This is a genomic window from Photobacterium arenosum (assembly GCF_014841115.1).
GTDB classification, from domain to species: Bacteria; Pseudomonadota; Gammaproteobacteria; order Enterobacterales; family Vibrionaceae; genus Photobacterium; species Photobacterium arenosum.
In genome coordinates this window covers 48,886-71,320 of sequence record NZ_JACYTP010000009.1, presented here as the reverse complement: position 1 = coordinate 71,320, position 22,435 = coordinate 48,886, and the positions used below count along the sequence as shown (strand labels likewise).

Genomic DNA, 22,435 nt, shown 5'->3' with positions numbered 1-22,435 from the left:
AGCAATAGGGTTTTGAACGATTTCATCAGAACGGCATCCATGGGCTAGTAAAGAATTGAGTCAGCCAGCCGGCTGAGTTACTGTCAGCCAGTGCTCCGCGGCCAGAATAGGTGATACGCGCATCACCGATACGTTGCGAAGACACCTGATTCAAGCGGTTAATGTCATCGACCCGCACAATCCCTGACAGGCGGATAAATTCATCGCCCTGATTGAGACGCAGCCATTTTTCCCCGCGGATACGCAGCACGCCGTTAGGTAGCACGGCGTTCACCGTCACTGTAATCGCCCCTTTCAATTTGTTGCCCTGCGAGCTTTGCGATGAACCATCAAAGCCGCGGCTGGCATCCACACTGGCCGATAAGTTGTCTGCGGTGTAATTGCCAAATACCGGCGCACTGATGCCAACTTCTGAGTCTTTGGAAAACTGGGTATTGGCTTTTTTGCTCGACTGGGTTTCTTCGTCCAGCACTATGGTGAGAATGTCACCTACCCGGTAAGCACGGCGATCCTGAAACAAGGTCATCATGTAGTTGTTGCGATAAAGACTGCCGTCAGACGCTTCCGGCAAAGAGTAATCCAGTACCGGTGGCGCGAAGGCTTCATCATCGGGTTCTGGTGTGGAGAATTCAGGGCGCATGGTGCACCCTGTCAATAACACCATGAGAAATGGAATCAGCCACTTCATAGGATTTCCTTTCGGTGTAAGCATTAAACTGACTGCGCGACAAACTTCAGCATGTCATCCGCAGCTGAGACGACTTTGGCGTTCATTTCGTACGCACGTTGCGTGGTGATCATATCGACCATCTCTTCCACCACCTGCACGTTAGAGCCTTCCAGCGCACCTTGTTTGATGCTGCCCGCCCCGTCCAGACCCGGTACCAGTTCATCCGGCTGGCCGCTGGCTTCTGTCTCGCGATACAGGTTGCCGCCCAGCGCTTCCAGACCGGCCGGGTTTGCGAATTGCGCCAGAGTGATCTGACCCAGTTCCTGCGGCTGCGGATCACCGGCAACCTGCGCCGCGACTGTGCCGTCTACACCGATACTGATTCGGGTGGCCGCATTCGGGATCTCAATTTGAGGAATCAGCGGCAGACCCTGAGTATTGACAATCAGCCCTTCCGAGTTGACATGAAACTGGCCGTTGCGGCTGTACATGACTTCACCGTCAGAGTTTTCAATCTGGAAGAAGCCACCACCCATGATGGCTATATCCAAGTCCTGGCTGGTGTTTTGCGTGTTACCCTGGGTAAAGACTTTCTGTGTGCCGACAACTCGCACACCGCTACCCAACTGCACACCTGTCGGCAGTTCATTAACCTGGTCGACCGGCGCACCCGGCTGACGCTGAATGGTGTAGAAGAGGTCTTCAAAAACAACGCGGTCGCGTTTAAAACCTACTGTGTTAACGTTTGCCAGGTTGTTCGAGATGGCGGTCATCTTGGTGTCTTGCGCCGCCATACCCGTTTTGCTGACCCATAATGCAGAATGCATGTGATCTCTCCTTTTTATTAGCCGTTACGCAGCAGACGGTTACCAGCCTGAGCGAGTTTTTCTGCGGTTTTCATCATCCGCACCTGCATTTCGAAATTACGCGTCAGCGACATGACGCTGACCAGTTCTTCAATCGCGGAAACGTTACTGCCTTCCAGGTGTTCAGGTGCCAGACGCACTGTGGCATCCGCAGCGAAATCATTACCGTCACGGGCTTGAAGCAAGCCATCATTCATTTTCTGAACATCGGCAATATTCGGGTTAACCAGTTTTAGCTGGCCGACTTCCAGTTCCGCACCACCACCCGGCGGAATGACAGTCACCATGCCGGTTTCACTGATTTCAATGCTCTGGTTAGGCGGAATAACGATAGGTTCGCCTTCTGCCATTACAGGGAAACCGTTGACTGTCAGGTTGCCCTGCTGATCAATTTTCAGGTTACCGGCACGGGTGTAAGACTCACCGCCATCCGGGCTTTGTACTGTCAGAAAACCATCACCATTAATGGCGATATCCAGCTTGCGACCGGTTTTCACCATGTCACCAGCATCAAAACGGGTCGAGGCCGAGTTCGTTACCACCATAGTGCTGCCGTCAAAACCACGTCCCTGAATGGCATAACTCTTTGCTCTTTCCATGTCGGCACGAAAACCTGTGGTATCGGCATTCGACAGGTTGTTCGAGCGCACCTGCTGTGCGCTCAGTACCCGACTTGCTCCACTGGTTGCTGTGTATAACAAGCTATCCATCAACTCACCCTTAAATTGCGTTGAACAGCGCTTGGGTCAGCTGCTCTGTGGTCGAGATGGTTTTGGCGTTCGCCTGATAGTTACGCTGTGCTGTCATCAGGTTGACCAGTTCGCTGGTCAGATCCACGTTAGAGCCTTCCAGCGCCCCCGGCGACAGGCTGCCCAGAATACCGCTGCCAGGCTGACCGGTAATCGGTGCACCCGATCCAAAGCTTTGCTGCCAGCCAGTGTTGCTGACTTTGACCAGAGCTTGCGGGTTAGCAAAATCGGCCAGCATGACCTGACCCTGCAGCAACGACTGACCATTGGTGTAAGTGGCGTATACCATGCCGTTATCTTCAACGCGCACGCCTGTCAGTTCACCGGATGAATAACCGTTCGGGTTGTTGGTACTGGTGCCGAAATCGGCGCCGAACTGTGTAGTACCCAGCAGGTCGATGTCCACACTCATTGGGTCAGCACCGGCAGGGTTAAAGGCAATATTGAAAGGTGCCGCCGGTGTGGCCAGCGTACCGTCAGTATTAAATGTCGCCGCCTGAGGTGCACCCGGTGCAGCACCGTCAACAGAAACATGAATGTCCCAGGCGTTAGCACCGGTTTTCACGAAATACTGGGTCATGGTGTGCGGATTACCCAGCGAGTCGTACACCTTGGTGGTGTAAGAAGAGTTATACGTATCGTGGTCGCCCATATTGAACGGCGCAACCGCAGGCGTGTTCACGCGAGAATCGAAGTTAGCAACGAAATCCACACGATCAGTGGCTTTGGCAGCCAGCGACGCCGTTTTAATTTGCAGATCACCCACAGCGCCCGATTGCAGATTGTTATTACCGTCAACGGTATAACCTTGCAGCTTCATGCCAGTGTTACTGATAATGTTGTTGTCTTTATCTGTGTTGAACACGCCAGAGCGGGTATAAACAACCTGACCACTGGTATCTTTAGTGACGAAAAAGCCGTTACCACCGATAGCCAGATCCAGTGAACGACCCGTGCCGCTCACCGTGCCATTTTTATCAAAGTTCTGAGAGATGGCAGCCACTTCCACACCACCGGCCTGAATACCGTTGTAAACAGAAGAGAACTCAGTACGTGACTCTTTAAAACCCGTGGTCGACACGTTTGCAATGTTGTTACTGATGGTATTGAGCTGTGTATTGGTGGCTCCCAGGCCACTCAGCGCGATATCAAAACTCATAATATCCTCGTTATCTTGTATGAAAATCAGCTGCCGAACTGGCTAATCTGGTAGAAAGGAATGCTGCCGACACCGGCAACATTGACCAGGGCTGAGCCCCCGTTACTTGGAACACGTACTTGTTCAACCTGACCAGCCAGCAGCACCTTGGGTTCTGTCTGGCCGGACTGGACTTCCACTGACACTGTGTAGTTACCTTCCGGCAGTTCCAGCGCTTCCGGGTCAATGGTGAAATCCACATCCCCGGCACCGTGCGCTCCCAGCGGTACTTTGGTCACACGGCCATAATCATCTTCCAGCAGCAGATTGACCTGATTAGACGCGTGCGCCAGTTCAATCTTGCCGCTCTGCGTGCCTTCACCCAGTGTCATTTCATTGGTGCTGACATACACGGTCTGACCGACTAAACCTGCCGTTGCCAGTACCTGCATGTTGTCCATCAAGACCATGCTGTTCTGCATCATCTTGGACATATTCTCGGTGCTCTGAACCTGAGAGAACTGCGCCAGCTGACCGACGTATTCTGTGCCGTCGAGCGGGTTGAGCGGATCCTGATTCTGGATCTGAGCCACCATCAGGGTCAGGAACTCGTTCTGCAGGGCATCGGCGCTGTTATCACTGGTACGGTTTGCCTGAACACCGTTATTGCCGCTTGTGGTTGCCGGGCTATCCCCGGACAAGGCGGTGTATTGTGCTAAGCTCATCGGCTACCCTCCCCCAGACGCAGCAGGCCCTGCTGCATACTTTTCACATTGGCCAGCACTTCGACATTGGTCTCGTAACTGCGGGTGGCGGACATCATATCTGCCATTTCCGCCACAACGTCGATACCCGGATAGAAGACATAGCCTTCATCATTCGCCAGCGGGTTATTCGGTTCGAAACGCTTGTCCACTTTGCTCTCATGCTGAACCACATCGACAATGCGCACTTCCGCATTCGGGTACACATCTTTGTCGGCAGTTAATTGTGTCTGGCTGTACACAGTAGCAAACACAGGTTTCAGCGCTTTGTAAGCATCATTAGGATTGCTGGCTACTGCATCGGCATTAGCCAGGTTACTGGCTACCGTATTCAGACGGACGGTTTGCGCCGTCATTGCAGAACCAGCGATTGAGTAGATGTCCGTAAAAGCCATAGTGTTTAACGACCCTCAATTGCTTTGGCCAGTCCGCTGAACTTCATGTTCATAAAGGTCAGACTGGTTTGAAAATCCATGTTGTTCTGGGCAAACTTGGCTTGTTCCACGCCCAGCTCAACGGTATTACCGGTTTTGCTGTTCTGGTACGGCACCCGGTATTTCGCGCTCACATCCAATTGCGGTGGGGGTGTGTCCACTCGTGAGCTTGTGTTTTTCATCACGCTTTCAAACGCCAGGTCTCTGGCGAGATATCCAGGGGTATCGACATTTGCTAAGTTGCTTGCCAATACTTTGCTGCGCTGTACCCTGAAATTAAGCGCATCAGGATGGACACCCAGCGCATTTTCAAAACTGATCGCCATTGTTTTTCCTTTAAATCGGTCACGCTTGCACCATGACTACTAACAAGAAACATGCCAATATTTTATGTATTATTTTTCAATAGGTTACAAAGAGGAAGGGAAGCGGAACTTCCGCCCTTTCACACATAAGCGGAAATCAGGAAACAGGAAATCCGGCCACATTCTCGCGCTGTGGGCAACGGCATTAATGATCCCTTCTGCTGTCCTGGCTGACAGCGGCAACAAACAGGATGAGTCTGAACTGGTGGCCTGGACTCAGGCTCAGATAGAGCAGGAAATCGCCAGCTATGCGTCAAGGCAACAATGGCCGGACTATCACACTGAGATCAGTATTAGTGTGCCGGCTTCCGTGGATCACCTGCCGGCCTGTGACACTGCGCTGTACATCAGCGCCGCCGATCAACAAAGCTTGCCGGTGGGCTATTTGCGCCGTCAGCTCGAATGCCAGTCCGGCCCTCAGCCATGGAAACTGAACATTACGGCGCAGGTCAGTATCCGGTTACCGGTTATCGTCTCAACCACACACATCAGGCGGGATACCAAGCTGTCGGCAACCATGCTCAAACCTCAGATCCTGACTCTGAGCCGCAATGAAGCGTTTGCGACCCGTCCCGAGCAGCTCATTGGCCAGCGAACCCTGAGGCGAATCCGCAGCGGCCAGATCATCAACCCACTACAGCTCCAGCCACTGTGGCTGGTCGAGGAAGGTGACGCTGTCGTTATAGTGGCCAGCAAAAATGGCCTGGAGGCCAGCATGAAAGGAGAAGCTTTACAAAGTGGTGTTAAAGGTGAACAAGTTTCTGTCCGCAATATCAGTTCAGGAAAGGTCATTCAGGCTTTAGTGGTTGAGCGTGGAAAAGTTGAAACTATTTTTTAATTTCCGCCCGGAAGCGGTCGCTTTTCCTCTTTAGCAGATACTTAAATTCAAGCGGTAGAAAAAGCGAGCAGGATAAATTCATGAAAATTGACAAAGTAATTAATTCTCAAGTGGCGTCGTCAACACAGCGTCCGTCCAGCCCGGCACAAGTGGAAACCGCAGGTAAGGCAAAAGGCCTGGAGCCAGTGATCAGCGTCAGCAACCAGATCATTTCACAGGCGCAGGAAAAACTGGCCGACTTACCAGACATCGATATGGAAAAAGTGAATGCGGTAAAGCAGGCACTGGCAAAAGGCGATCTCAAACTCGACATTGATACCCTGTCCAGCGCGATTCTGGAATTCCACACCGGACACGAATGAGGCCAGACATGAGCAAGCAGCAGATAGTGAAAGCACTGATTCAAGGGATCCGCCACGACCTTCAGGCTTACCAGCAGCTCGGACAACTGCTGTTAAGGCAGCAAGCCAGTTATCTGCAGTTTAACGGTACGACGTTATCCGAACTGGTAAAAAAGCAGGAACATTTGCTTGCTCAGCTTCAGCACAGCGCCTCGCAGCGCAGGCAGTTATTACAACAGCTCGGGCTGTCTGCCGATAAGCAAGGTATGACAATACTGATGAAAAAACTGCCGTCACCCCTGAATACTCAGGTTCGCCAGAGCTGGCAGCAACTGGAGAATCACATCCAGTCCTGCCAGAAAGCCAATCAGGTAAACGGCAATCTGTCCGCCTCTTACGGTGAGTTGCTGATGCAGATTAAAGGCGAACCTGCCTATGGCACGGCGTTGATGCAGAGCTGATATGACGATTGCCCGCAAAACCGGCTCCTGCTTTTGGGCCGGTTTCTGTTGTTGGTTCACACTGATCATCCTGCCGGGTTTCGCATTAGCCAACCCGGCTTCTTCGTCTTTTTCTCTCAGTGCCGATGCGTTACAGGCTCAGGTCGACAAGTTACTGCCCCACCGCCAGCTGATTCAGCGACACCTGCTGCGCAATAAAGAAACACTGCTAAATATTGAGCAGGTACTGCGTAGTAAACAGCTCCCGGCCAACCTGGCGTTACTGCCCATGATTGAATCCACGTTCAGAGTGGATGCGATCTCGTCAGCCAATGCAGCCGGCCTGTGGCAGCTGATACCGGCCACCGCCGAGCGGTTCGGATTACAGGTACAGGCAGATAACGACGAACGCTTTGATGTTAAAAAGAGCACTCAGGCCGCCGTCGCTTACCTGTCATTTCTGTACAACAAGTTCGATCAGGACCTTGCGCTGACACTGGCCGCCTACAATGCCGGTGAAGGCAGGGTCGGCCGGGCCATAAAAAAAGCCAACAGCCGCCGGTTCACGGCGCTCTCGTTACCGAAGGAAACCCGCGACTATGTGCACAAATTTCATGCGCTGCTTTCGGTTGTGGATCTGGACGCACTGACCCGACAGGCAAGCTCAAAAGACCCTCTTCTGAGGCTGACCGTCAGCCGCCCGCCCACCGATATGGAAACCCGGATACTGACTGATCTGTTTGCTAAACGGGAGGTCATTAATATGTCGCCTGTCAAACCACTGATCCCTTTATAAATATTGATACTCGCACATCCGTGAACGGTTCCTATACTGAAGATTGATATTTCTATTAATTATCATTACCTGTCGGTTCTCACCGACAGACCGATGAAGCAGAAGGACACGTTATGACGGACACGATTCAGGCTTGTCTGCTGGGAGCCCTATGCCTGCTGATGATCTCAGGGTGCGATCGCGATAACGCACAAGACAAAGCGTTAGTCAAAGCGCTGGAAAACAAAGTCGAGATGCTCGAACAGCAGCTGGAAGAACAGCCGGTACAAAGCCTCCTGAGTCAGGATTCGCAACGTGTTGAAGAGCTTGAAAAAGAAGTCAATACACTCAGGGGCCGGCTGAGCAAAAAAATCAGCTTTTCCCCGACCTTACAACGTATAACAGAAAAAGGTTATCTCGAATGCGGGGTCAGTACCGGGTTGCCCGGATTCTCCATACCCAATCAGAAAGGCGAATGGTATGGCCTGGATGTAGAGTTCTGCCAGGCTGTCGCCGCCGCAGCACTGGGTGATAAAAGCAAAGTCAAATTTATCCCTCTCAATGCCCGAGAGCGCTTTGCGGCACTGCAGAAAGGCGAAATAGACATACTGTCACGCAACACCACCTGGACCTTGCAGCGCGACACGGCGCTTGAACTGCATTTTGCCGGTATCCTGTATTTCGATGGCCAGGGCTTTATGGTGAAAAAATCCCTCAATGCCAACAGAGCGGCAGATTTGTCCGGCGCCACCATTTGCGTTCAGTCTGGTACCACCACCGAGCTGAACCTCGAGGACTATTTCAAGCTCAATAATCTGATGTACACTCTGGTTCCCTTCGATACTGCGCAGGAAACCATCATGGGCTTTGAAGAAGGCCGTTGCGATGTGCTGACCGCGGATCAGTCCGGCCTTTACGGCTTAAGGCTGAATCTGAAAAATGCCGAAGACGCGATTATTTTACCGGATATCATTTCCAAAGAACCGCTGGGACCTGTGGTTCGTCAGGGAGACGACCAATGGTACAACATAGTGAAATGGACACTGAATGCCATGATCAATGCCGAGGAGCTGGGGATCAGCTCGCAAAATATTGATGAGATGAAAAGCAGCAATATTCCTGAAATACGCCGGTTTCTTGGCTTAGACGGCCCACAGGGGAAAAGCCTGGGCCTTAATCCGGACTGGGCGTATCAAATCATCAAACAAGTGGGTAATTACGGCGAAAGCTTTGATCGCACAGTCGGCATCCAGTCTCCGCTTCATATACAGCGGGCACAAAACAGTCTCTGGACACAGGGAGGTTTGCATTATGCGCCCCCGATACGTTAGTCTTGCCTGAATCAGACGGGCCAAACCGTCAAATTTACACACTGTTACATCTTTGATCATAGGTATTGGCACTGTCTCCAGTATATTTAAGCCAATAGTTTCGACGATTTTTTCAATTTCGGTTCAAATTTTCAATGACTTACTATTGAAACTTGCCGGCGTTGCCGCCATATATGGCATAGTAGATTTCAACACTAACCCTAAGGGGAAGCATTTATGAACGATCGTATTGTCCGTAGTAATGGCTACGAAGGCGTACTGTCAACGAACAAGGTTCTGCGTAACACTTATTTCCTGTTATCCCTGACCTTACTGTGGTCAGCCGTGGTAGCCGGTGTTTCAATGGCAATGAACCTGCCACATCCTGGCATCATCATCACCCTGGTTGGCTTTTACGGTTTGCTGTTCCTGACAGAAAAGAACCGTGACAGCAGCCTGGGGCTGGTCTTTACCTTCCTGCTCACTGGTTTCATGGGTTACACCCTTGGCCCAATCCTGAACATGTATATTGGCGCAGGTATGGGACATGTGATCATGCCGGCACTGGGCGGTACTGCACTGACCTTCATGGCCTGTTCTGCTTATGCACTGACTACTAAACGCGACCTGTCGTTCCTGAACGGCATGCTGCTGGCCGGCTTTATTGCTATCGTGGTTGCCGTGATTGCAAACATCTTCCTGCAAATGCCAATGCTGTCTCTGGTGATCAGCGGAATGTTTGTGCTCTTCTCTTCTGCGGCAATCCTGCTGACTACGCAGTCGATTGTTCGCGGCGGTGAGACAAACTATATCTCTGCAACCGTGACTTTGTATGTGTCTATTTACAACCTGTTCCTGAGCCTGCTGCAAATTCTGGGCATCATGGGCAGCGACGATTAATCTCGTCTATCACTGACAATGCCAGAAGCGCCCTACGGGGCGCTTTTTGTTTTTCTGCGATGCGGTAAATGGTCTTCAGTTAAGAGGCAATAGTGCGCAGAACACTTGCGAAGGACGTGCGATATCACTATCCTTGCCGGGCTAATAACTGTGAGACCGACCATGCTTGAATTTGACGGAAATGTTATCGACACCGACGCCCAGGGATATTTAAAGAATGTCAGCGACTGGACACCGGAAATGGTGCCCCTACTGGCGAAAGATGAAGGCGTTGAGCTCACTGACGCCCACTGGGAAGTAGTGACTTTTGTTCGTGAATTCTATTTGGAATTCAATACCTCGCCCGCTATCCGCATGCTGGTGAAGGCAATGGCAAAAAAATACGGTGAAGAAAAAGGCAGTTCCAAGTACCTATTCAAACTCTTTCCCAAAGGGCCGGCTAAACAAGCCACCAAACTGGCGGGTTTACCTAAACCGACAAAATGTTTGTGATCCTATGGCCGGGGCAACGTTGCTTCGGCTAAATAATTTCAAATCCGTCAATCGCACGCCATTCAAGATCATCCCGGCTTACACTGTCCACCCGAGATGTGCGGGGACCACTGGCCAGCCAGTCTACCAATTGTTCAACTTTTTCGGCTTTACCGCACGCCAATACTTCGACGCTGCCGTCGGGTAAATTCTTCGCATAGCCGCTTACACCGATTTTCAACCCTTCATGCGCTGTATGAAAACGAAACCCCACCCCCTGAACATGGCCAGAGACTCTGACCAAGACGCAAATTTGTGACATATATCACCTCAAGATTAGTCCTATTTAAAAGATAAAATATTAGTATTCACTTACGCCACACCACCCCTATATTCAGGATGAAAAAATGAAAGAAGTTGCATTTCGATGGATTGATAAATATCTCATTCACCTCAGGCTGCAGGAGAAGTTCTACCTCTTGTTCTTATTGCCGCTTATCGGAATGATCACTGTAAGTGCAATTTTAGCTGATGCTGGGGAAAAGCAGTATCAATCACTTATCGCTCAAAAATTACAGGCTTCCGCTAAGTTGCTGTCCGAACTCAACGTTTCTCAGGCTGATGCGGCACGCTTGCTAAGCGGTTCAGATCTCACCATTGGACGTGGGATCGATGCAGTATCGGTGGCGGGAATGAATTACAGCCTGATTTCCACTGAGTCATCGGGCTTATTTGACTACCTCACAGGGTTTCAGATTGGATTGGGTCTCTTTGTGGTATTCATGGCCTGTGCCATGGTGTACTACATCATGACCTTTATTGGTGGTGCGATGTTCACTACGCACAAAGCACTGTCGACCCTGGCTGATGGCGACCTGACGCAGCGCCTGAACTTTTTTAAAGTCCGGGATGAGTTCAGCACCATTGCCATCACTATCGACAAAGTGGCTGATCGTGAACAGCAACTGGTGCTGGCCACACAGGAAGCCACCGCACTGATGCAGCAAATCAGCAGCGAGCTTCGTCAGCGCTCGATGCAAACTGAAAACCTCTCAGCCGACCAACAAGCTCATCTGGACTCGCTGGCGAGTGCCACAGAAGAGATGGCCTCTTCAATTCGTGAAGTTGCCACCCATGCGCACGACACCTCAGCGCAGACCCAGGAAGCCCAGGACGTGACTGAACAGGGTCGCATCCAGGTCAGCAATACAAAGCAGGCCATCAATCAGCTGACTCGCGAAATTCATCAGGCCGCTGAAGCCGTTAATGCACTCGACAGTAATGCCGCAAAAATTGACGCAGTGGTCACCACCATCAATGCCATTTCAGAGCAAACTAACCTGCTGGCATTGAACGCCGCCATTGAAGCGGCCCGCGCTGGCGAGCAAGGGCGCGGATTTGCCGTGGTCGCGGATGAAGTGCGCACGCTGGCGGGCCGGACACAAACCGCGACCGTCGAAATCCAGCAGATGATTGAATCGCTGCAAAAAAACAGTCAGACCCTGATGGCCGTAATGCAGAGCACAGTCACCAACGCCGGTGAGAGTGAAACCCTGATGGGCTCGGTTGACCAGCAAATCACCCAGATATCGGAGCGAAATCAGCATATCTCAGATCGCAGCACGGAAATTGCGGCTGCCGCGGAGCAACAAGGTTCGGTCGCAGACGGAATTGCCAGCAGCGTTGAGCAGGTGCGGGAGCAATCGCGCCAGGTCAAGCAAGTTATTGCCCACACGGCCAGTGATATAGAGCGCTTGAATCAACAGGCGCAGCAACTGGAAATGCTGATGAATGGCGTGAAAGCCTGATTCAGGGCTGCCCCGACGATTTCAACACTCACCGCAATCACGGTATTACCCCTACCCTCCCCTTCATAAGGGGAGGGTATCTGAACGCCTCTTGGTTCCTCCCCTTTAAAGGGGGGAACTTCACTATTCCTGAAATGCCCTGACTTGCGGTTGATTTTCCTCACACTGAACAAGATAATACGCCTCCATTCTTTACAGCTTCTGGTCCTAACATGACAGCTTCTATCTATTTGGTGAAAGGTCGCGATAAATCACTGCGCCGCCGCCATCCTTGGGTTTTTTCACGTGGTATTCAACGTGTTGAAGGGAAACCTGAATTGGGCGACACCGTTGATGTGTTTGATCACAAAGGTGAATGGCTAGCCCGTGGTGCCTATTCTCCCCAGTCTCAGATCCGTGTTCGTGTCTGGTCCTTTGAGCAAAACGATACTATTGATACCGCGTTCTTTATCAAGCGTCTGAACGCCGCTCAGGGACTGCGGGACATTCTGGCTGAACGTGACGGGCTGACAGGTTATCGCCTGATCGCTGCTGAGTCAGACGGACTACCGGGTATTACTATCGACCGATACCAGGATTTCCTGGTGTGTCAGTTGCTCAGTGCTGGCGCAGAAGCACAGAAAGACAATTTGATTGAAGCACTCAAAACCTGCTACCCAGAGTGCAGCATCTATGAGCGCTCTGATGTATCAGTACGTAAAAAAGAAGGCCTGAAGCCTCGCACCGGCGTGTTGCATGGCGAGACTCCACCGGCAATTGTCACCATTGAAGAAAACGGCATCAAGATTCATGTTGATATCGTTGGCGGCCACAAAACCGGCTTCTATCTGGATCAGCGCGACAGCCGCCAGGCTGCCATCAAGTACGTGAAAGGCAAACGGGTGCTGAACTGCTTCTGCTATACCGGCGGTTTCGGCTTGTATGCGCTCAAAGGCGGTGCCGACAAAGTCATCAACGTTGATGTCTCGCAACCGGCGCTGGATACCGCCAGACTCAATGCCGAGATCAACGGTCTGCCAACGGAAAACGCTGACTTCGTTAATGCCGATGTGTTTAAACTGCTGCGCGAGTACCGCGAACGTGGTGAGCTGTTTGATGTGGTGATCATGGACCCACCTAAATTTGCTGAATCCAAAGCACAGCTGGTGGGCGCCTGCCGGGGTTATAAAGACATCAACATGCTGGCAATGCAAATCCTGAAACCGGGCGGCACACTGCTGACCTATTCCTGTTCTGGTTTGATGGACAGCAACCTGTTCCAGAAAATAGTTGCTGATGCGGCGCTGGATGCCAAACGTGAAGTGCAATTTATTGAGCGATTCAGCCAGGCGGCAGATCACCCGCTCGATTCAGCGTATCCGGAAGGTTTCTACCTCAAAGGTTTTGCCTGCTACGTGAAGTAAACCGGACTAAATAAGCGACGTTGCACAAGCCGTATTGAATAAGCAACAAAGTCAGTTGCAGGAAATGACAGACAAGACCGGGCGATAATCGCTCGGTTTTTTATGAATGAAAAGAAAAAAAGGTTTTTCTCTGACTCGATGGAGATAGTATCGAGGCAGGAAAAACCCAAACCGGAACAAAAGCAGCTAATGTAAGTTGTTAGCTAAGAGAGTGTTGAATCGGTAAATTGTGATAAACCGCCTGCCGTCATATTAACGGAATCAATTCCAGGCCCAGCACACAGCTGATTCCGGTTACCACAAACAGTGATGTCTTAAATACTGATTTTGACCACTGTACATAGCTGTCCTCGCTCAGAGGACGGAAAGTGACGATGCACCACCACAGGCACACACCCGACGTCACCAGTAAATATTCATAACCGCTGAAACCTAAAGCAAACATTGCCAGTGCAACAACAGTAAACGCAGCCACATAAGCCATCATATGACGGCGGGCTTTATGAATGCCTTCAACCACAGGTAATACAGGGATCTCAGCATTTTTGTAATCCTGCATGCGGAACATAGCAATCGCGTATGAGTGCGGCATTTGCCACAGGCAGAACATCGCAAACAACAGCATGGCTTCCAGGCTGATGTAGTTGGTCACCGCCAGATACCCTACCAGAGGCGGCACAGCGCCTGACACACTACCCACTAACGTGCCGTAGACCGAATGTCGCTTGTACCACATGGTGTAAAAAAAGACGTAAAAAACAAACCCCAGCAGCACAACGACCGCTGAAAGCGGATTAGCTTTCTGATACAGCACAGCTGTACCTGACAGCAGCAACACAACCGCGTACACAAAAGCGGCGTCTGCATTCATTGCTCCTTTCGCCAGTAAACGACTTTGGGTACGGGACATCTTCTGATCAATATCCCGGTCAAAAATATTGTTGATCACGCAACCGGAGGCGATCACAAGAGCAACACCCAGCAATGTGTAAATAAGGAGGGGCCCGTTCAGCCCCTCCGTCTTAGCGGCCAGAAAATATCCGGCCAGCACAGAGATGAGGTTACCGATGATGATCCCAGGTTTGGTAATGGAGATGTATCCTTTGATCATTATCGTCATCCGAATTACAGCAGCATGTTTTCGTGCAGATTGACCATGATCCAGACTGAACCCGCAATCAGAATCAGGACGATAACCGCCGTAAACACAAAGGACATTGAGTTCCACATGCCTTTCTCTGAGCGATCCAGATGCAGGAAATACACCAAATGGACCACCAGCTGAACCACAGCACAGGCCACCAGGATCATGACGGTGGTTGTGGTAGGCAGACTTTTGGTCGCCGCAAAGTAGAAAGGAATAATGGTCAGGATTAATGACGCAATGAATCCTTTGATGTAATCACCGTAACCGGTTTGATGCGGTTGATTCGCCATTACAATACTCCCAACAGGTAGACTATGGTAAACACGCAGATCCACACGATATCCAGGAAGTGCCAGAACAGGCTCAGACACTGGAAACGGGTTTCCATCATCTCGTTCAGGCCTTTGGTATTGAGCTGAATCATGCACACCACCATCCAGATCAGACCGGCAGTAACGTGCAGACCGTGAGTCGCCACCAGGGTAAAGAAGGAAGACAGGAACGCGCTGCGATCCGGGCCAAAGCCCTCTTCAATCAGGTGGTGGAACTCATACACTTCCATCGCCACAAAGCCTAAGCCCAGCAGAAAGGTTACGTACATCCAACGCTTCAGACCACCAATGTCTTTGCGTTTCATGGCAATCATACCGAAGCCAAAGGTGATACTACTGAACAGCAGCATCATAGTTTCGGTAAACACAAACGGCAGCTCGAAGATGTCTTTTCCACTCGGACCGCCTGCCGTATTGGTAAACAATACGGCGTAAGTAGCAAACAGCGTCGCGAACAGAATGCAGTCGCTCATCAGGTAAATCCAGAAGCCCAGCAGCTTGGTTTCACCTATGTTGTGATGGTGTTCGTCGTGCTCGTGATGATCGAGAGCATTAGTTTGCATATTCGACCTCCATCTCATCTTCGTCGTTATTGGTGGCAGGTTTAGCGCTTGCGCCTGCAATGCGGGCTTTATGTGCTTCTTCGATCGCTGTCACTTCTTCAACCGTCACGTAGTAATCCACGTCTTCGTTGAAGCTGTGCTTGATCCAAGTGCCTATCATGCCGACCACACCGATAGCGACCAGCCACCAGATGTACCAGATCAGGCCGAAGCCGAACACCAGTGCGTACGCTGAAATAATCACACCTGCACCGGTATTTTTCGGCATGTGGATGGGTTGATAATCACTCGACTGATGGGTTTCACCACGTTCTTTCTGATACCAGTGTGCATCCAGCTCATTGCCTTCAGGCAAATGGGCAAAGTTGTAGAACGGCGGTGGAGACGATGTTGCCCATTCCAGGGTACGGCCATCCCAGGGGTCGCCGGTCACATCACGCAGTGCTTCACGGTCACGGAAAGTCACGTACAGCTGCATGATCTGGCACATAATGCCGCACAGAATCAGCACTGCTCCGAAGGCGGCAATCGCCAGCATCGGGAAGTACTGAGGTTCAATGTGCTGACTCAGACGACGGGTCATACCCATGAAGCCCAGAATATAGAGCGGCATAAAGGCCACGAAGAAACCGGTAATCCAGAACCAGAAGGCACGTTTACCCCATTTCTCATCCAGCATGTAGCCGGTGGCTTTCGGGAACCAGTACGCAAAGCCGGCAAAGCAGCCAAATACCACACCGCCGATAATCACGTTATGGAAGTGTGCAATCAGGAACAGACTGTTATGCAGGACAAAGTTCGCAGCCGGTACCGCAAGCAGCACACCCGTCATACCACCTATGGTAAAGGTGATCATGAAACCGACAGTCCACAGCATAGGGGTCGTGAACTTAATGCGGCCACGGTACATAGTGAACAGCCAGTTGAAGATCTTCACACCGGTTGGTATGGAGATAACCATAGTGGCGATACCGAAGAAGGCATTCACGTTCGCGCCGGCACCCATAGTGAAGAAGTGGTGCAGCCAGACCACGAAGGCCAGAATGGTGATCACAACCGTCGCCCACACCAGCGAGGTGTAGCCAAACAGTTTCTTACGCGAGAAAGTCGCGACCACTTCTGAGAACACACCGAATACCGGCAGCACCAGAATGTAGACTTCAGGGTGACCCCAGGCCCAAATCAGGTTGACGTACATCATCATGTCGCCGCCCATGTCATTGGTGAAGAAGTGCGTACCCAGGTAACGGTCCAGCGTCAGCAGTGCAATGGTCACTGTCAGAATCGGGAACGAAATAATGATCAGTACGTTGGCACACAGTGAAGCCCAGGTAAAAACAGGCATTTTCATCAGTGGCATTGACGGTGTACGCAGGCGCATGATCGTCGTAAAGAAGTTAACGCCTGATAACGTGGTACCGATACCGGATATCTGGAGTGCCCATATCCAGTAGTCTACCCCTACCCCGGGACTGTATTCCTTGCCCGACAGCGGCGGATAAGCCAGCCAGCCTGTTTGCGCGAACTCACCGACAAACAGCGACAGGTTGATCAGCACTACACCCACCACGAACAACCAGAAGCTCAGGGAGTTCAGGAACGGGAAAGCAACGTCACGCGCACCGATCTGCAACGGGATAATAATGTTCATCAAACCAATGATGAAAGGCATCGCCATGAAGAAAATCATGATTACGCCATGCGCAGAGAAAATCTGATCGTAGTGATGAGGCGGAAGATAGCCGGTTTCACCCGCGGCAGACAGCACTTGCTGACTACGCATCATGATGGCATCGGCAAAACCGCGCATCATCATGACAAAGGCGACGATGATATACATCACACCGATTTTTTTGTGATCGACAGTAGTGAACCACTCTGTCCAGAGGTAACGCCATTTACCCAGGTAGGTAATACCGCCTACCAGAGCCGCGCCGCCTAGCATGATGATCGCCATCGTTATCATGAGAATTGGCTCATGGAACGGTATGGCGTCCAGTGTTAATCGTCCAAACATAATATGTCCTAGAATGTTTGCTCAGTGGAATTTGATGGCGTGATTGTGCACATCAACGAGCCTTCGAATTGATTCAGTATGGTTGTGAGCATGCTTGAAGGCACATTGGAGTAATAACTCACTGGTGCATTCTCACTTGGCTCCGCAATGGTCTCGAAGTCCTTCAGCGTGACCAGCTTGTCGCTTGATGCCTGAGCTTTCTGCACCCACTCATCAAAACTTGCCTGGTCTGGCATCGCCAGTGCTTTGAACTTCATGCCAGAGAAACCGTGGCCGCTGTAGCTCGCTGAAATACCATCGTAAACACCCGCTTCATCAGCAATCAGATTGACCTTGGTCAGCATGCCTGCCATGGCGTAAATCTGGCTGCCCAGCTGTGGAATGAAGAAGGAGTTCATCACGCTGTTGGACGTCACACGAAACTCAACCGGCACATCTTTCGGGAAGGCCACTTCGTTGATCGTTGCAATGTGCTGATCCGGATAGATAAACAGCCATTTCCAATCCAGCGAAACCACTTCAATCGTCATTGGTTTTACTGAACTTTCGATTGGCTTTCTTGGATCCAGCGCGTGAGTAGACTGCCAGGTAATAGTGCCCAAAATGGCGATGATAATAATTGGCACAGTCCAGACAACCAGTTCTATTTTGGTTGAATGAGCCCACTCAGGTGTATACTTTTCACCCGTATTCGATTCACGATATTTAAATGAAAAATAGAAGGTCATCAGAATAACGGGAATAACGACAACCAACATCAGTAGCACTGATGTGATTATCAAATCTTTTTCTGCAGCACCAATTTGTCCCTTGGGATCAAGCAGCGCAAATTGACATCCTGAAAGGAAGAGGCTTATAAAAAATACAAACCCACCCGACAAGATGTTCTTATATCTTGAGGTTTTCATGTTCTCTCTCAGCTTTTTGGGCAAAAGTCGTCACCAACAGCTAGTAGCACTTTTTAATGACTACATGAGTTATTATTTTGATCTGAATCATTTTCTTTTACGTAAAATCAAGTTGTTATATGTCCCTATTAACAATAGTGAATCACTTTTGTGCTCGTACAAGCGCTAACTGATTCACCAAACAGTTCACACATATTCACTTGATTTCACTTACGGTTACACCCCCTCACATTTTGTTACAACTGAAATATTTTGCCACTTTCGCTGTTAAGTTAACACTCACTAAAAATGAAACTTTAGATCTAGCATTTGGAATCATGACCAAATTGTGACCATAAAGACAAAAAGCCCGCCATTAACCATATTATTTACATGGCTAATAGCGAGCTTTCATTAAGAATAGCAAATATAATTTGTTAGCTGTTCGAACAATAACAGAAGAACAGTACAAGCTTTATTTAGGCAAAAAATAACACACAATTAATGTTAATTAAATTAACAAAATTACAGCAATGATTTAATTATTTTCCACAACTTAGTTCAGCATCGCAGCAATACAACCGCACAATGTCATTAAAAACAAAAACCACTTCAATGTTTTTGCTGTCGCTTTAATGGCAAACTTCACCGCCAGATGGGTGCCAACGATAGTTCCGGCCGCCAGGATCAGACCCGGCATCCAGAGCACCAGACCTTCGTAAATAAACAGGCCAAGGGCAACCACAGTAAACATCAGGGTGCATAGCATTTTTAATGCATTCGCCCGTACCAGGTCATAGCGTAAGGTACCCGCCAGTGCCGCCAGCAACACAAACCCCACTCCCGCCTGAACAAAACCGCCATAAAAGCCAGCCAGCCCTAATCCCCACCAGGAGCTGGGCGTATCTGCCACTTTTCTCGCCAGGCTGCCGGGCTCAGGTGCCACCACGGCAGGCTTGACCAAAATGATGAACGCCATCAGCAGCATGGTGCCCAGCAGTAAGGGCTTGATCCACTCAGACGGCGCGTAAGCCGCAGCCCCGGCACCAACCAGACCACCGATCAATGTGGGTATCATAATGGGGCCGGTATCACTTAACTCTAATTTTCCATGCCGTTTAAAGCCCAGCACTGCGGTCACGGCCTGTAAAACAACACCCAGCCGGTTGGTCGCATTCGCCACTTCTGCTGGCATGCCCATCACCATCAAGGCAGGCAAAGTTAAATTTGAGCCACCGCCAGCCAGGGTATTGATGATGCCGGCAAGAAACCCTGTACCGATGAGCAATGCGGCGTGGAATAAGGTGATATCCATTTCTGATCCTGAAAGTAATTCCAAAGCCCCACTTTATACTCTATAGGCTGCACAGGTGTACAGGTGGTAGTGTACTAATCTATTGATTAACCGATTTATTTCATAAACACAATTAAGCACACCATTTGGTTGTCAACGCAAAATAATGACGAAAATGTTACAGATAATCACTTTATTAATGTGATATTAGATCAATATTTTAACAAAAAACCTCGGAGTTCCGGTGGAAAACCTATAGTAATTTTACGGCTAAACATAAGCCTGTTACTTATTTTATCGTTTGATTTTTTTCACTGAGGAACCATTAATGCTAAAGCTAAATATGAAGCGCAAGCGTGCTAAACAGGGCTTCGCTCTCGCGACTCTCAGCGCAGCCTGTATGCTGAGCTTTCAGGCCCAGGCAGCCGCTAACTGCCGCCCGGACGGCTTGTATCAAACACCGGGTGTGACTGTGCCTTATTGTACTGTGTACGATCAGGATGGCCGCGAAAAAATGGGCGTAGACCACCCGCGCCGCGTTATCGGCTACTTCACCAGCTGGCGCAGCGGTAACGACCCGCAAAGCAGCTACTTGGTCAATGATATTCCCTGGGACAGCCTGACTCATATTAACTACGCCTTCGTCAGTATCGGCTCTGACGGCAAAGTAAACATCGGTAATGTCAATAACCCGGACAACCCTGCGGTCGGCAAAGAATGGCCGGGCGTTGAGATAGACCCGGCACTCGGCTTTAAAGGCCACTTCGGGGCGCTGGCAACAGCCAAAGCTCAGCATGGTGTTAAGACACTGATTTCCATCGGAGGATGGGCGGAAACCGGGGGTCATTTTGATGACAACGGCAACCGTGTTGCTGACGGCGGCTTTTATACCATGACAACCAATGCAGACGGCAGTATCAATCATCAGGGAATTCAGACTTTTGCTGACTCTGCCGTGGCTATGATGCGCCAGTACAAATTTGACGGTCTGGACATCGACTACGAATACCCCACCAGTATGCAAGGTGCAGGTAACCCGGATGACTTCGCCTACTCTGATGCAATGCGTCCTCATTTAATGAAGTCTTACCATGAACTGATGAAAGTACTGCGTGAAAAACTGGATCAGGCCAGTGCGCAAGACGGCCACCACTATATGCTGACCATTGCCGCACCTTCATCCGGGTACCTGCTGCGCGGTATGGAAACCATGTCGGTCACTAAGTACCTCGACTATGTCAACATCATGAGCTATGACCTGCACGGTGCATGGAACGACTACGTAGGTCACAACGCATCACTGTTTGACAGCGGCCTGGATGCTGAGCTGGAAGCCGGTAACGTATACGGTACAGCTCAGTACAAAAAAACCGGGTATCTGAATACTGACTGGGCTTACCATTATTTCCGCGGCTCAATGCCTGCGGGACGGATCAACATTGGTGTGCCTTATTACACCCGTGGCTGGCAAGGCGTCACAGGCGGAACCAACGGACTTTGGGGTAAAGCGGCGCTGCCTAATCAGAGCGATTGCCCAACCGGTACCGGTGCAGGTACCAGTAATTGCGGTTATGGTGCCATCGGTATCGATAATATGTGGCACGACAAAGACGCGAACGGCAATGAAATGGGCGCCGGCTCTAACCCTATGTGGCATGCCATGAACCTGGCAAACGGTGTTTACGGCAGCTATACCGCAGCCTATGGCTTAGATCCGGTTAACGATCCTCAGGACGCGCTGACTGGTACCTATACCCGCCACTACGACAGTGTCTCTGTCGCCCCCTGGCTGTGGAACGCAGACAAAAAAGTCTTCCTGTCGACCGAAGATAAAGAATCGATCAACACCAAGGCAGACTATGTGATTGAACAGGGTATCGGCGGTATCATGTTCTGGGAACTGGCCGGTGACTACAGCTGTTACAACCTGGATGCCAACGGTAACCGCACCACAGTGGATCCTACTGAAAACGCCTGTAAAACAGGCAACGGTGAATACCACATGGGCGACACCATGACCAAGGCCATTCATAACAAGTTTGCCACTGCGACACCTTATGGCAATACCCTTGCCGAAGGCGCGATCCCGACAGAAGCTGTCAATATCGACGTGTCTGTCACCGGATTCAAGGTGGGCGATCAGAACTACCCGCTCAACCCGACAATGACGTTAACCAATAAAACAGGTCAGACTCTGCCTGGCGGCACCGAGTTCCAGTTCGACATTCCAACCTCAACACCGGATAACATGTCGGATCAATCAGGAGCCAATCTGCAGGTCATTTCCTCTGGCCACACCCGAGGCGACAACATTGGCGGCCTGGACGGCAACTTCCACCGTGTCGCATTCACTCTGCCAAGCTGGAAGCAGTTGGGTAACAATGAAAGCTTTGAGCTGACCCTGAACTACTTCCTGCCGATTTCCGGCCCGGCGAACTACAGCGTACGAGTCAACAATGCTGACTATGCACTGGCATTCGAACAGCCTGACTTACCGATTGCAGACTTAAGCAATGGCGGCGGCGACAATGGTGGCGGTGATGGCAATAATGGCGACTGTGTAACCACAGGTGTGAATACCTACCCTAACTGGCCGCAAACTGACTGGGCAGGTAATCCAAGCCACGCTGGTACCGGTGACAAGATTATCTACAACGGCGTGGTTTATCAGGCTAAATGGTGGACGAATTCAGTGCCGGGCAGCGACGGCAGTTGGGATACCGTTTGTACGGTTCAATAACAAAACCATGAGTCATTATTACGTTGTTTACCAAAGCGGGCACTCAAGCCCGCTTTTTCATGCACTGAGATTGTTCATTTTTTAACCCCAAAATTTATTTCCTGTGATTAAAATGCGATATCAAGCTCAAAATACGAACAAACCGTTAAATGAATGATTATTTGATGTTTTTGATATGCCCTC

Annotated in this window: 23 protein-coding genes and 1 pseudogene; 10 read left to right on the top strand and 14 right to left on the bottom strand. The window is 50.5% G+C overall.

Annotation, left to right across the window (positions count from 1 at the left end):
• Window positions 1-25 precede the first annotated feature (25 nt).
• Genes flgH through flgB form a run of 7 tightly spaced genes read right to left on the bottom strand, consistent with a single transcriptional unit; the run spans window position 26 to window position 4,947 of the window.
• Window positions 26-688 (bottom strand): flagellar basal body L-ring protein FlgH, encoded by a 663-nt coding sequence (gene flgH / locus IFO68_RS14255; protein WP_192016526.1) that lies wholly within the window; start codon window positions 686-688, stop codon window positions 26-28.
• A gap of 23 nt (window positions 689-711) precedes the next feature.
• Window positions 712-1,497, bottom strand: a complete 786-nt coding sequence (gene flgG / locus IFO68_RS14250; protein WP_192016525.1) for a flagellar basal-body rod protein FlgG — start codon at window positions 1,495-1,497, stop codon at window positions 712-714.
• A 17-nt stretch (window positions 1,498-1,514) separates the two neighbouring features.
• Window positions 1,515-2,246, bottom strand: a complete 732-nt coding sequence (flgF, locus tag IFO68_RS14245) for a flagellar basal-body rod protein FlgF (protein WP_192016524.1) — start codon at window positions 2,244-2,246, stop codon at window positions 1,515-1,517.
• A 10-nt stretch (window positions 2,247-2,256) separates the two neighbouring features.
• A complete protein-coding gene (gene flgE / locus IFO68_RS14240; protein WP_192016523.1) occupies window positions 2,257-3,444 on the bottom strand; it encodes a flagellar hook protein FlgE in 1,188 nt (395 codons plus the stop codon).
• Between the two features lie 26 nt (window positions 3,445-3,470).
• Window positions 3,471-4,148 carry a flagellar hook assembly protein FlgD gene (gene flgD / locus IFO68_RS14235; RefSeq protein ID WP_192016522.1) on the bottom strand — a complete coding sequence of 226 codons (678 nt, stop codon included), beginning with the start codon at window positions 4,146-4,148 and terminating at the stop codon, window positions 3,471-3,473.
• Window positions 4,145-4,582 carry a flagellar basal body rod protein FlgC gene (gene flgC, locus IFO68_RS14230; protein WP_192016521.1) on the bottom strand — a complete coding sequence of 146 codons (438 nt, stop codon included), beginning with the start codon at window positions 4,580-4,582 and terminating at the stop codon, window positions 4,145-4,147. The genes flgD and flgC overlap by 4 nt, the downstream gene beginning before the upstream one ends.
• 5 nt (window positions 4,583-4,587) lie before the next feature.
• Complete coding sequence (gene flgB, locus IFO68_RS14225) at window positions 4,588-4,947, bottom strand: flagellar basal body rod protein FlgB (protein ID WP_027252394.1); 360 nt, start codon at window positions 4,945-4,947, stop codon at window positions 4,588-4,590.
• Window positions 4,948-5,134: 187 nt separating this feature from the next.
• On the opposite strand from flgB, the gene flgA reads away from it, so the two are divergent.
• From flgA to IFO68_RS14190, 7 genes are all read left to right on the top strand, one after another.
• A complete protein-coding gene (flgA, locus tag IFO68_RS14220; RefSeq protein ID WP_192016520.1) occupies window positions 5,135-5,824 on the top strand; it encodes a flagellar basal body P-ring formation chaperone FlgA in 690 nt (229 codons plus the stop codon).
• 80 nt (window positions 5,825-5,904) lie between these two features.
• Complete coding sequence (flgM, locus tag IFO68_RS14215) at window positions 5,905-6,186, top strand: flagellar biosynthesis anti-sigma factor FlgM (protein WP_192016519.1); 282 nt, start codon at window positions 5,905-5,907, stop codon at window positions 6,184-6,186.
• 8 nt (window positions 6,187-6,194) lie between these two features.
• Entirely contained in the window at window positions 6,195-6,626 is a 432-nt protein-coding gene (gene flgN, locus IFO68_RS14210; RefSeq protein WP_192016518.1) for a flagellar export chaperone FlgN, read from the top strand.
• 1 nt (window position 6,627) lies between these two features.
• The gene (locus IFO68_RS14205; RefSeq protein ID WP_192016517.1) at window positions 6,628-7,401 is read left to right on the top strand and encodes a lytic transglycosylase domain-containing protein; all 774 of its coding nucleotides are present in this window, start codon (window positions 6,628-6,630) and stop codon (window positions 7,399-7,401) included.
• Between the two features lie 113 nt (window positions 7,402-7,514).
• Window positions 7,515-8,711, top strand: a complete 1,197-nt coding sequence (locus tag IFO68_RS14200; protein ID WP_225445237.1) for an amino acid ABC transporter substrate-binding protein — start codon at window positions 7,515-7,517, stop codon at window positions 8,709-8,711.
• 216 nt (window positions 8,712-8,927) lie between these two features.
• Complete coding sequence (locus tag IFO68_RS14195) at window positions 8,928-9,590, top strand: Bax inhibitor-1/YccA family protein (RefSeq protein ID WP_192016516.1); 663 nt, start codon at window positions 8,928-8,930, stop codon at window positions 9,588-9,590.
• A 162-nt stretch (window positions 9,591-9,752) separates the two neighbouring features.
• Window positions 9,753-10,082, top strand: coding sequence for a TusE/DsrC/DsvC family sulfur relay protein (locus tag IFO68_RS14190; RefSeq protein WP_192016515.1), 330 nt, complete (start codon window positions 9,753-9,755; stop codon window positions 10,080-10,082).
• A 28-nt stretch (window positions 10,083-10,110) separates the two neighbouring features.
• On the opposite strand, the gene yccX is transcribed toward IFO68_RS14190, so the two are convergent.
• A complete protein-coding gene (gene yccX / locus IFO68_RS14185; RefSeq protein WP_192016514.1) occupies window positions 10,111-10,383 on the bottom strand; it encodes an acylphosphatase in 273 nt (90 codons plus the stop codon).
• An 85-nt stretch (window positions 10,384-10,468) separates the two neighbouring features.
• Here yccX and IFO68_RS14180 point away from each other — a divergent pair, with 85 nt between their 5' ends.
• Both IFO68_RS14180 and IFO68_RS14175 read left to right on the top strand, forming a co-directional pair.
• Entirely contained in the window at window positions 10,469-11,869 is a 1,401-nt protein-coding gene (locus IFO68_RS14180; protein WP_192016513.1) for a methyl-accepting chemotaxis protein, read from the top strand.
• A gap of 212 nt (window positions 11,870-12,081) precedes the next feature.
• Window positions 12,082-13,272, top strand: coding sequence for a class I SAM-dependent methyltransferase (locus IFO68_RS14175; RefSeq protein ID WP_192016512.1), 1,191 nt, complete (start codon window positions 12,082-12,084; stop codon window positions 13,270-13,272).
• A 247-nt stretch (window positions 13,273-13,519) separates the two neighbouring features.
• On the opposite strand, the gene cyoE is transcribed toward IFO68_RS14175, so the two are convergent.
• The 6 genes from cyoE to IFO68_RS14145 all read right to left on the bottom strand — a co-directional run bounded on the left by cyoE (window position 13,520) and on the right by IFO68_RS14145 (window position 19,533).
• Window positions 13,520-14,383: a heme o synthase gene (cyoE, locus tag IFO68_RS14170; RefSeq protein WP_192016511.1), complete on the bottom strand. Its 864-nt coding sequence runs from the start codon at window positions 14,381-14,383 to the stop codon at window positions 13,520-13,522.
• 14 nt (window positions 14,384-14,397) lie between these two features.
• Window positions 14,398-14,709 (bottom strand): cytochrome o ubiquinol oxidase subunit IV, encoded by a 312-nt coding sequence (gene cyoD / locus IFO68_RS14165; RefSeq protein WP_120510650.1) that lies wholly within the window; start codon window positions 14,707-14,709, stop codon window positions 14,398-14,400.
• A complete protein-coding gene (gene cyoC / locus IFO68_RS14160) occupies window positions 14,709-15,314 on the bottom strand; it encodes a cytochrome o ubiquinol oxidase subunit III (protein WP_237028868.1) in 606 nt (201 codons plus the stop codon). The genes cyoD and cyoC overlap by 1 nt, the downstream gene beginning before the upstream one ends.
• On the bottom strand, window positions 15,304-17,331 hold the full coding sequence (cyoB, locus tag IFO68_RS14155) for a cytochrome o ubiquinol oxidase subunit I (RefSeq protein WP_192016509.1): 2,028 nt from the start codon (window positions 17,329-17,331) through the stop codon (window positions 15,304-15,306). The genes cyoC and cyoB overlap by 11 nt, the downstream gene beginning before the upstream one ends.
• Window positions 17,332-17,339: 8 nt before the next feature.
• On the bottom strand, window positions 17,340-18,239 hold the full coding sequence (gene cyoA / locus IFO68_RS14150) for a ubiquinol oxidase subunit II (protein ID WP_192016508.1): 900 nt from the start codon (window positions 18,237-18,239) through the stop codon (window positions 17,340-17,342).
• 535 nt (window positions 18,240-18,774) lie between these two features.
• Entirely contained in the window at window positions 18,775-19,533 is a 759-nt protein-coding gene (locus tag IFO68_RS14145; protein ID WP_027252409.1) for a sulfite exporter TauE/SafE family protein, read from the bottom strand.
• Window positions 19,534-19,939: 406 nt separating this feature from the next.
• Between IFO68_RS14145 and IFO68_RS14140 the strand changes: the two are divergent.
• Window positions 19,940-22,252 (top strand): annotated as a pseudogene (locus tag IFO68_RS14140) (chitinase C-terminal domain-containing protein); the annotation flags it as partial.
• Window positions 22,253-22,435 lie beyond the last annotated feature (183 nt).

What these genes read in the sequence shown, in the direction of transcription:
- flgH (WP_192016526.1), bottom strand. Translation starts at nt 688, where the DNA reads ATGAAGTGGCTGATTCCATTTCTCATGGTGTTATTGACAGGGTGCACC.
- flgG (WP_192016525.1), bottom strand. Translation starts at nt 1,497, where the DNA reads ATGCATTCTGCATTATGGGTCAGCAAAACGGGTATGGCGGCGCAAGAC.
- flgF (WP_192016524.1), bottom strand. Translation starts at nt 2,246, where the DNA reads ATGGATAGCTTGTTATACACAGCAACCAGTGGAGCAAGTCGGGTACTG.
- flgE (WP_192016523.1), bottom strand. Translation starts at nt 3,444, where the DNA reads ATGAGTTTTGATATCGCGCTGAGTGGCCTGGGAGCCACCAATACACAG.
- flgD (WP_192016522.1), bottom strand. Translation starts at nt 4,148, where the DNA reads ATGAGCTTAGCACAATACACCGCCTTGTCCGGGGATAGCCCGGCAACC.
- flgC (WP_192016521.1), bottom strand. Translation starts at nt 4,582, where the DNA reads ATGGCTTTTACGGACATCTACTCAATCGCTGGTTCTGCAATGACGGCG.
- flgB (WP_027252394.1), bottom strand. Translation starts at nt 4,947, where the DNA reads ATGGCGATCAGTTTTGAAAATGCGCTGGGTGTCCATCCTGATGCGCTT.
- flgA (WP_192016520.1), top strand. Translation starts at nt 5,135, where the DNA reads ATGATCCCTTCTGCTGTCCTGGCTGACAGCGGCAACAAACAGGATGAG.
- flgM (WP_192016519.1), top strand. Translation starts at nt 5,905, where the DNA reads ATGAAAATTGACAAAGTAATTAATTCTCAAGTGGCGTCGTCAACACAG.
- flgN (WP_192016518.1), top strand. Translation starts at nt 6,195, where the DNA reads ATGAGCAAGCAGCAGATAGTGAAAGCACTGATTCAAGGGATCCGCCAC.
- IFO68_RS14205 (WP_192016517.1), top strand. Translation starts at nt 6,628, where the DNA reads ATGACGATTGCCCGCAAAACCGGCTCCTGCTTTTGGGCCGGTTTCTGT.
- IFO68_RS14200 (WP_225445237.1), top strand. Translation starts at nt 7,515, where the DNA reads ATGACGGACACGATTCAGGCTTGTCTGCTGGGAGCCCTATGCCTGCTG.
- IFO68_RS14195 (WP_192016516.1), top strand. Translation starts at nt 8,928, where the DNA reads ATGAACGATCGTATTGTCCGTAGTAATGGCTACGAAGGCGTACTGTCA.
- IFO68_RS14190 (WP_192016515.1), top strand. Translation starts at nt 9,753, where the DNA reads ATGCTTGAATTTGACGGAAATGTTATCGACACCGACGCCCAGGGATAT.
- yccX (WP_192016514.1), bottom strand. Translation starts at nt 10,383, where the DNA reads ATGTCACAAATTTGCGTCTTGGTCAGAGTCTCTGGCCATGTTCAGGGG.
- IFO68_RS14180 (WP_192016513.1), top strand. Translation starts at nt 10,469, where the DNA reads ATGAAAGAAGTTGCATTTCGATGGATTGATAAATATCTCATTCACCTC.
- IFO68_RS14175 (WP_192016512.1), top strand. Translation starts at nt 12,082, where the DNA reads ATGACAGCTTCTATCTATTTGGTGAAAGGTCGCGATAAATCACTGCGC.
- cyoE (WP_192016511.1), bottom strand. Translation starts at nt 14,383, where the DNA reads ATGATCAAAGGATACATCTCCATTACCAAACCTGGGATCATCATCGGT.
- cyoD (WP_120510650.1), bottom strand. Translation starts at nt 14,709, where the DNA reads ATGGCGAATCAACCGCATCAAACCGGTTACGGTGATTACATCAAAGGA.
- cyoC (WP_237028868.1), bottom strand. Translation starts at nt 15,314, where the DNA reads ATGCAAACTAATGCTCTCGATCATCACGAGCACGACGAACACCATCAC.
- cyoB (WP_192016509.1), bottom strand. Translation starts at nt 17,331, where the DNA reads ATGTTTGGACGATTAACACTGGACGCCATACCGTTCCATGAGCCAATT.
- cyoA (WP_192016508.1), bottom strand. Translation starts at nt 18,239, where the DNA reads ATGAAAACCTCAAGATATAAGAACATCTTGTCGGGTGGGTTTGTATTT.
- IFO68_RS14145 (WP_027252409.1), bottom strand. Translation starts at nt 19,533, where the DNA reads ATGGATATCACCTTATTCCACGCCGCATTGCTCATCGGTACAGGGTTT.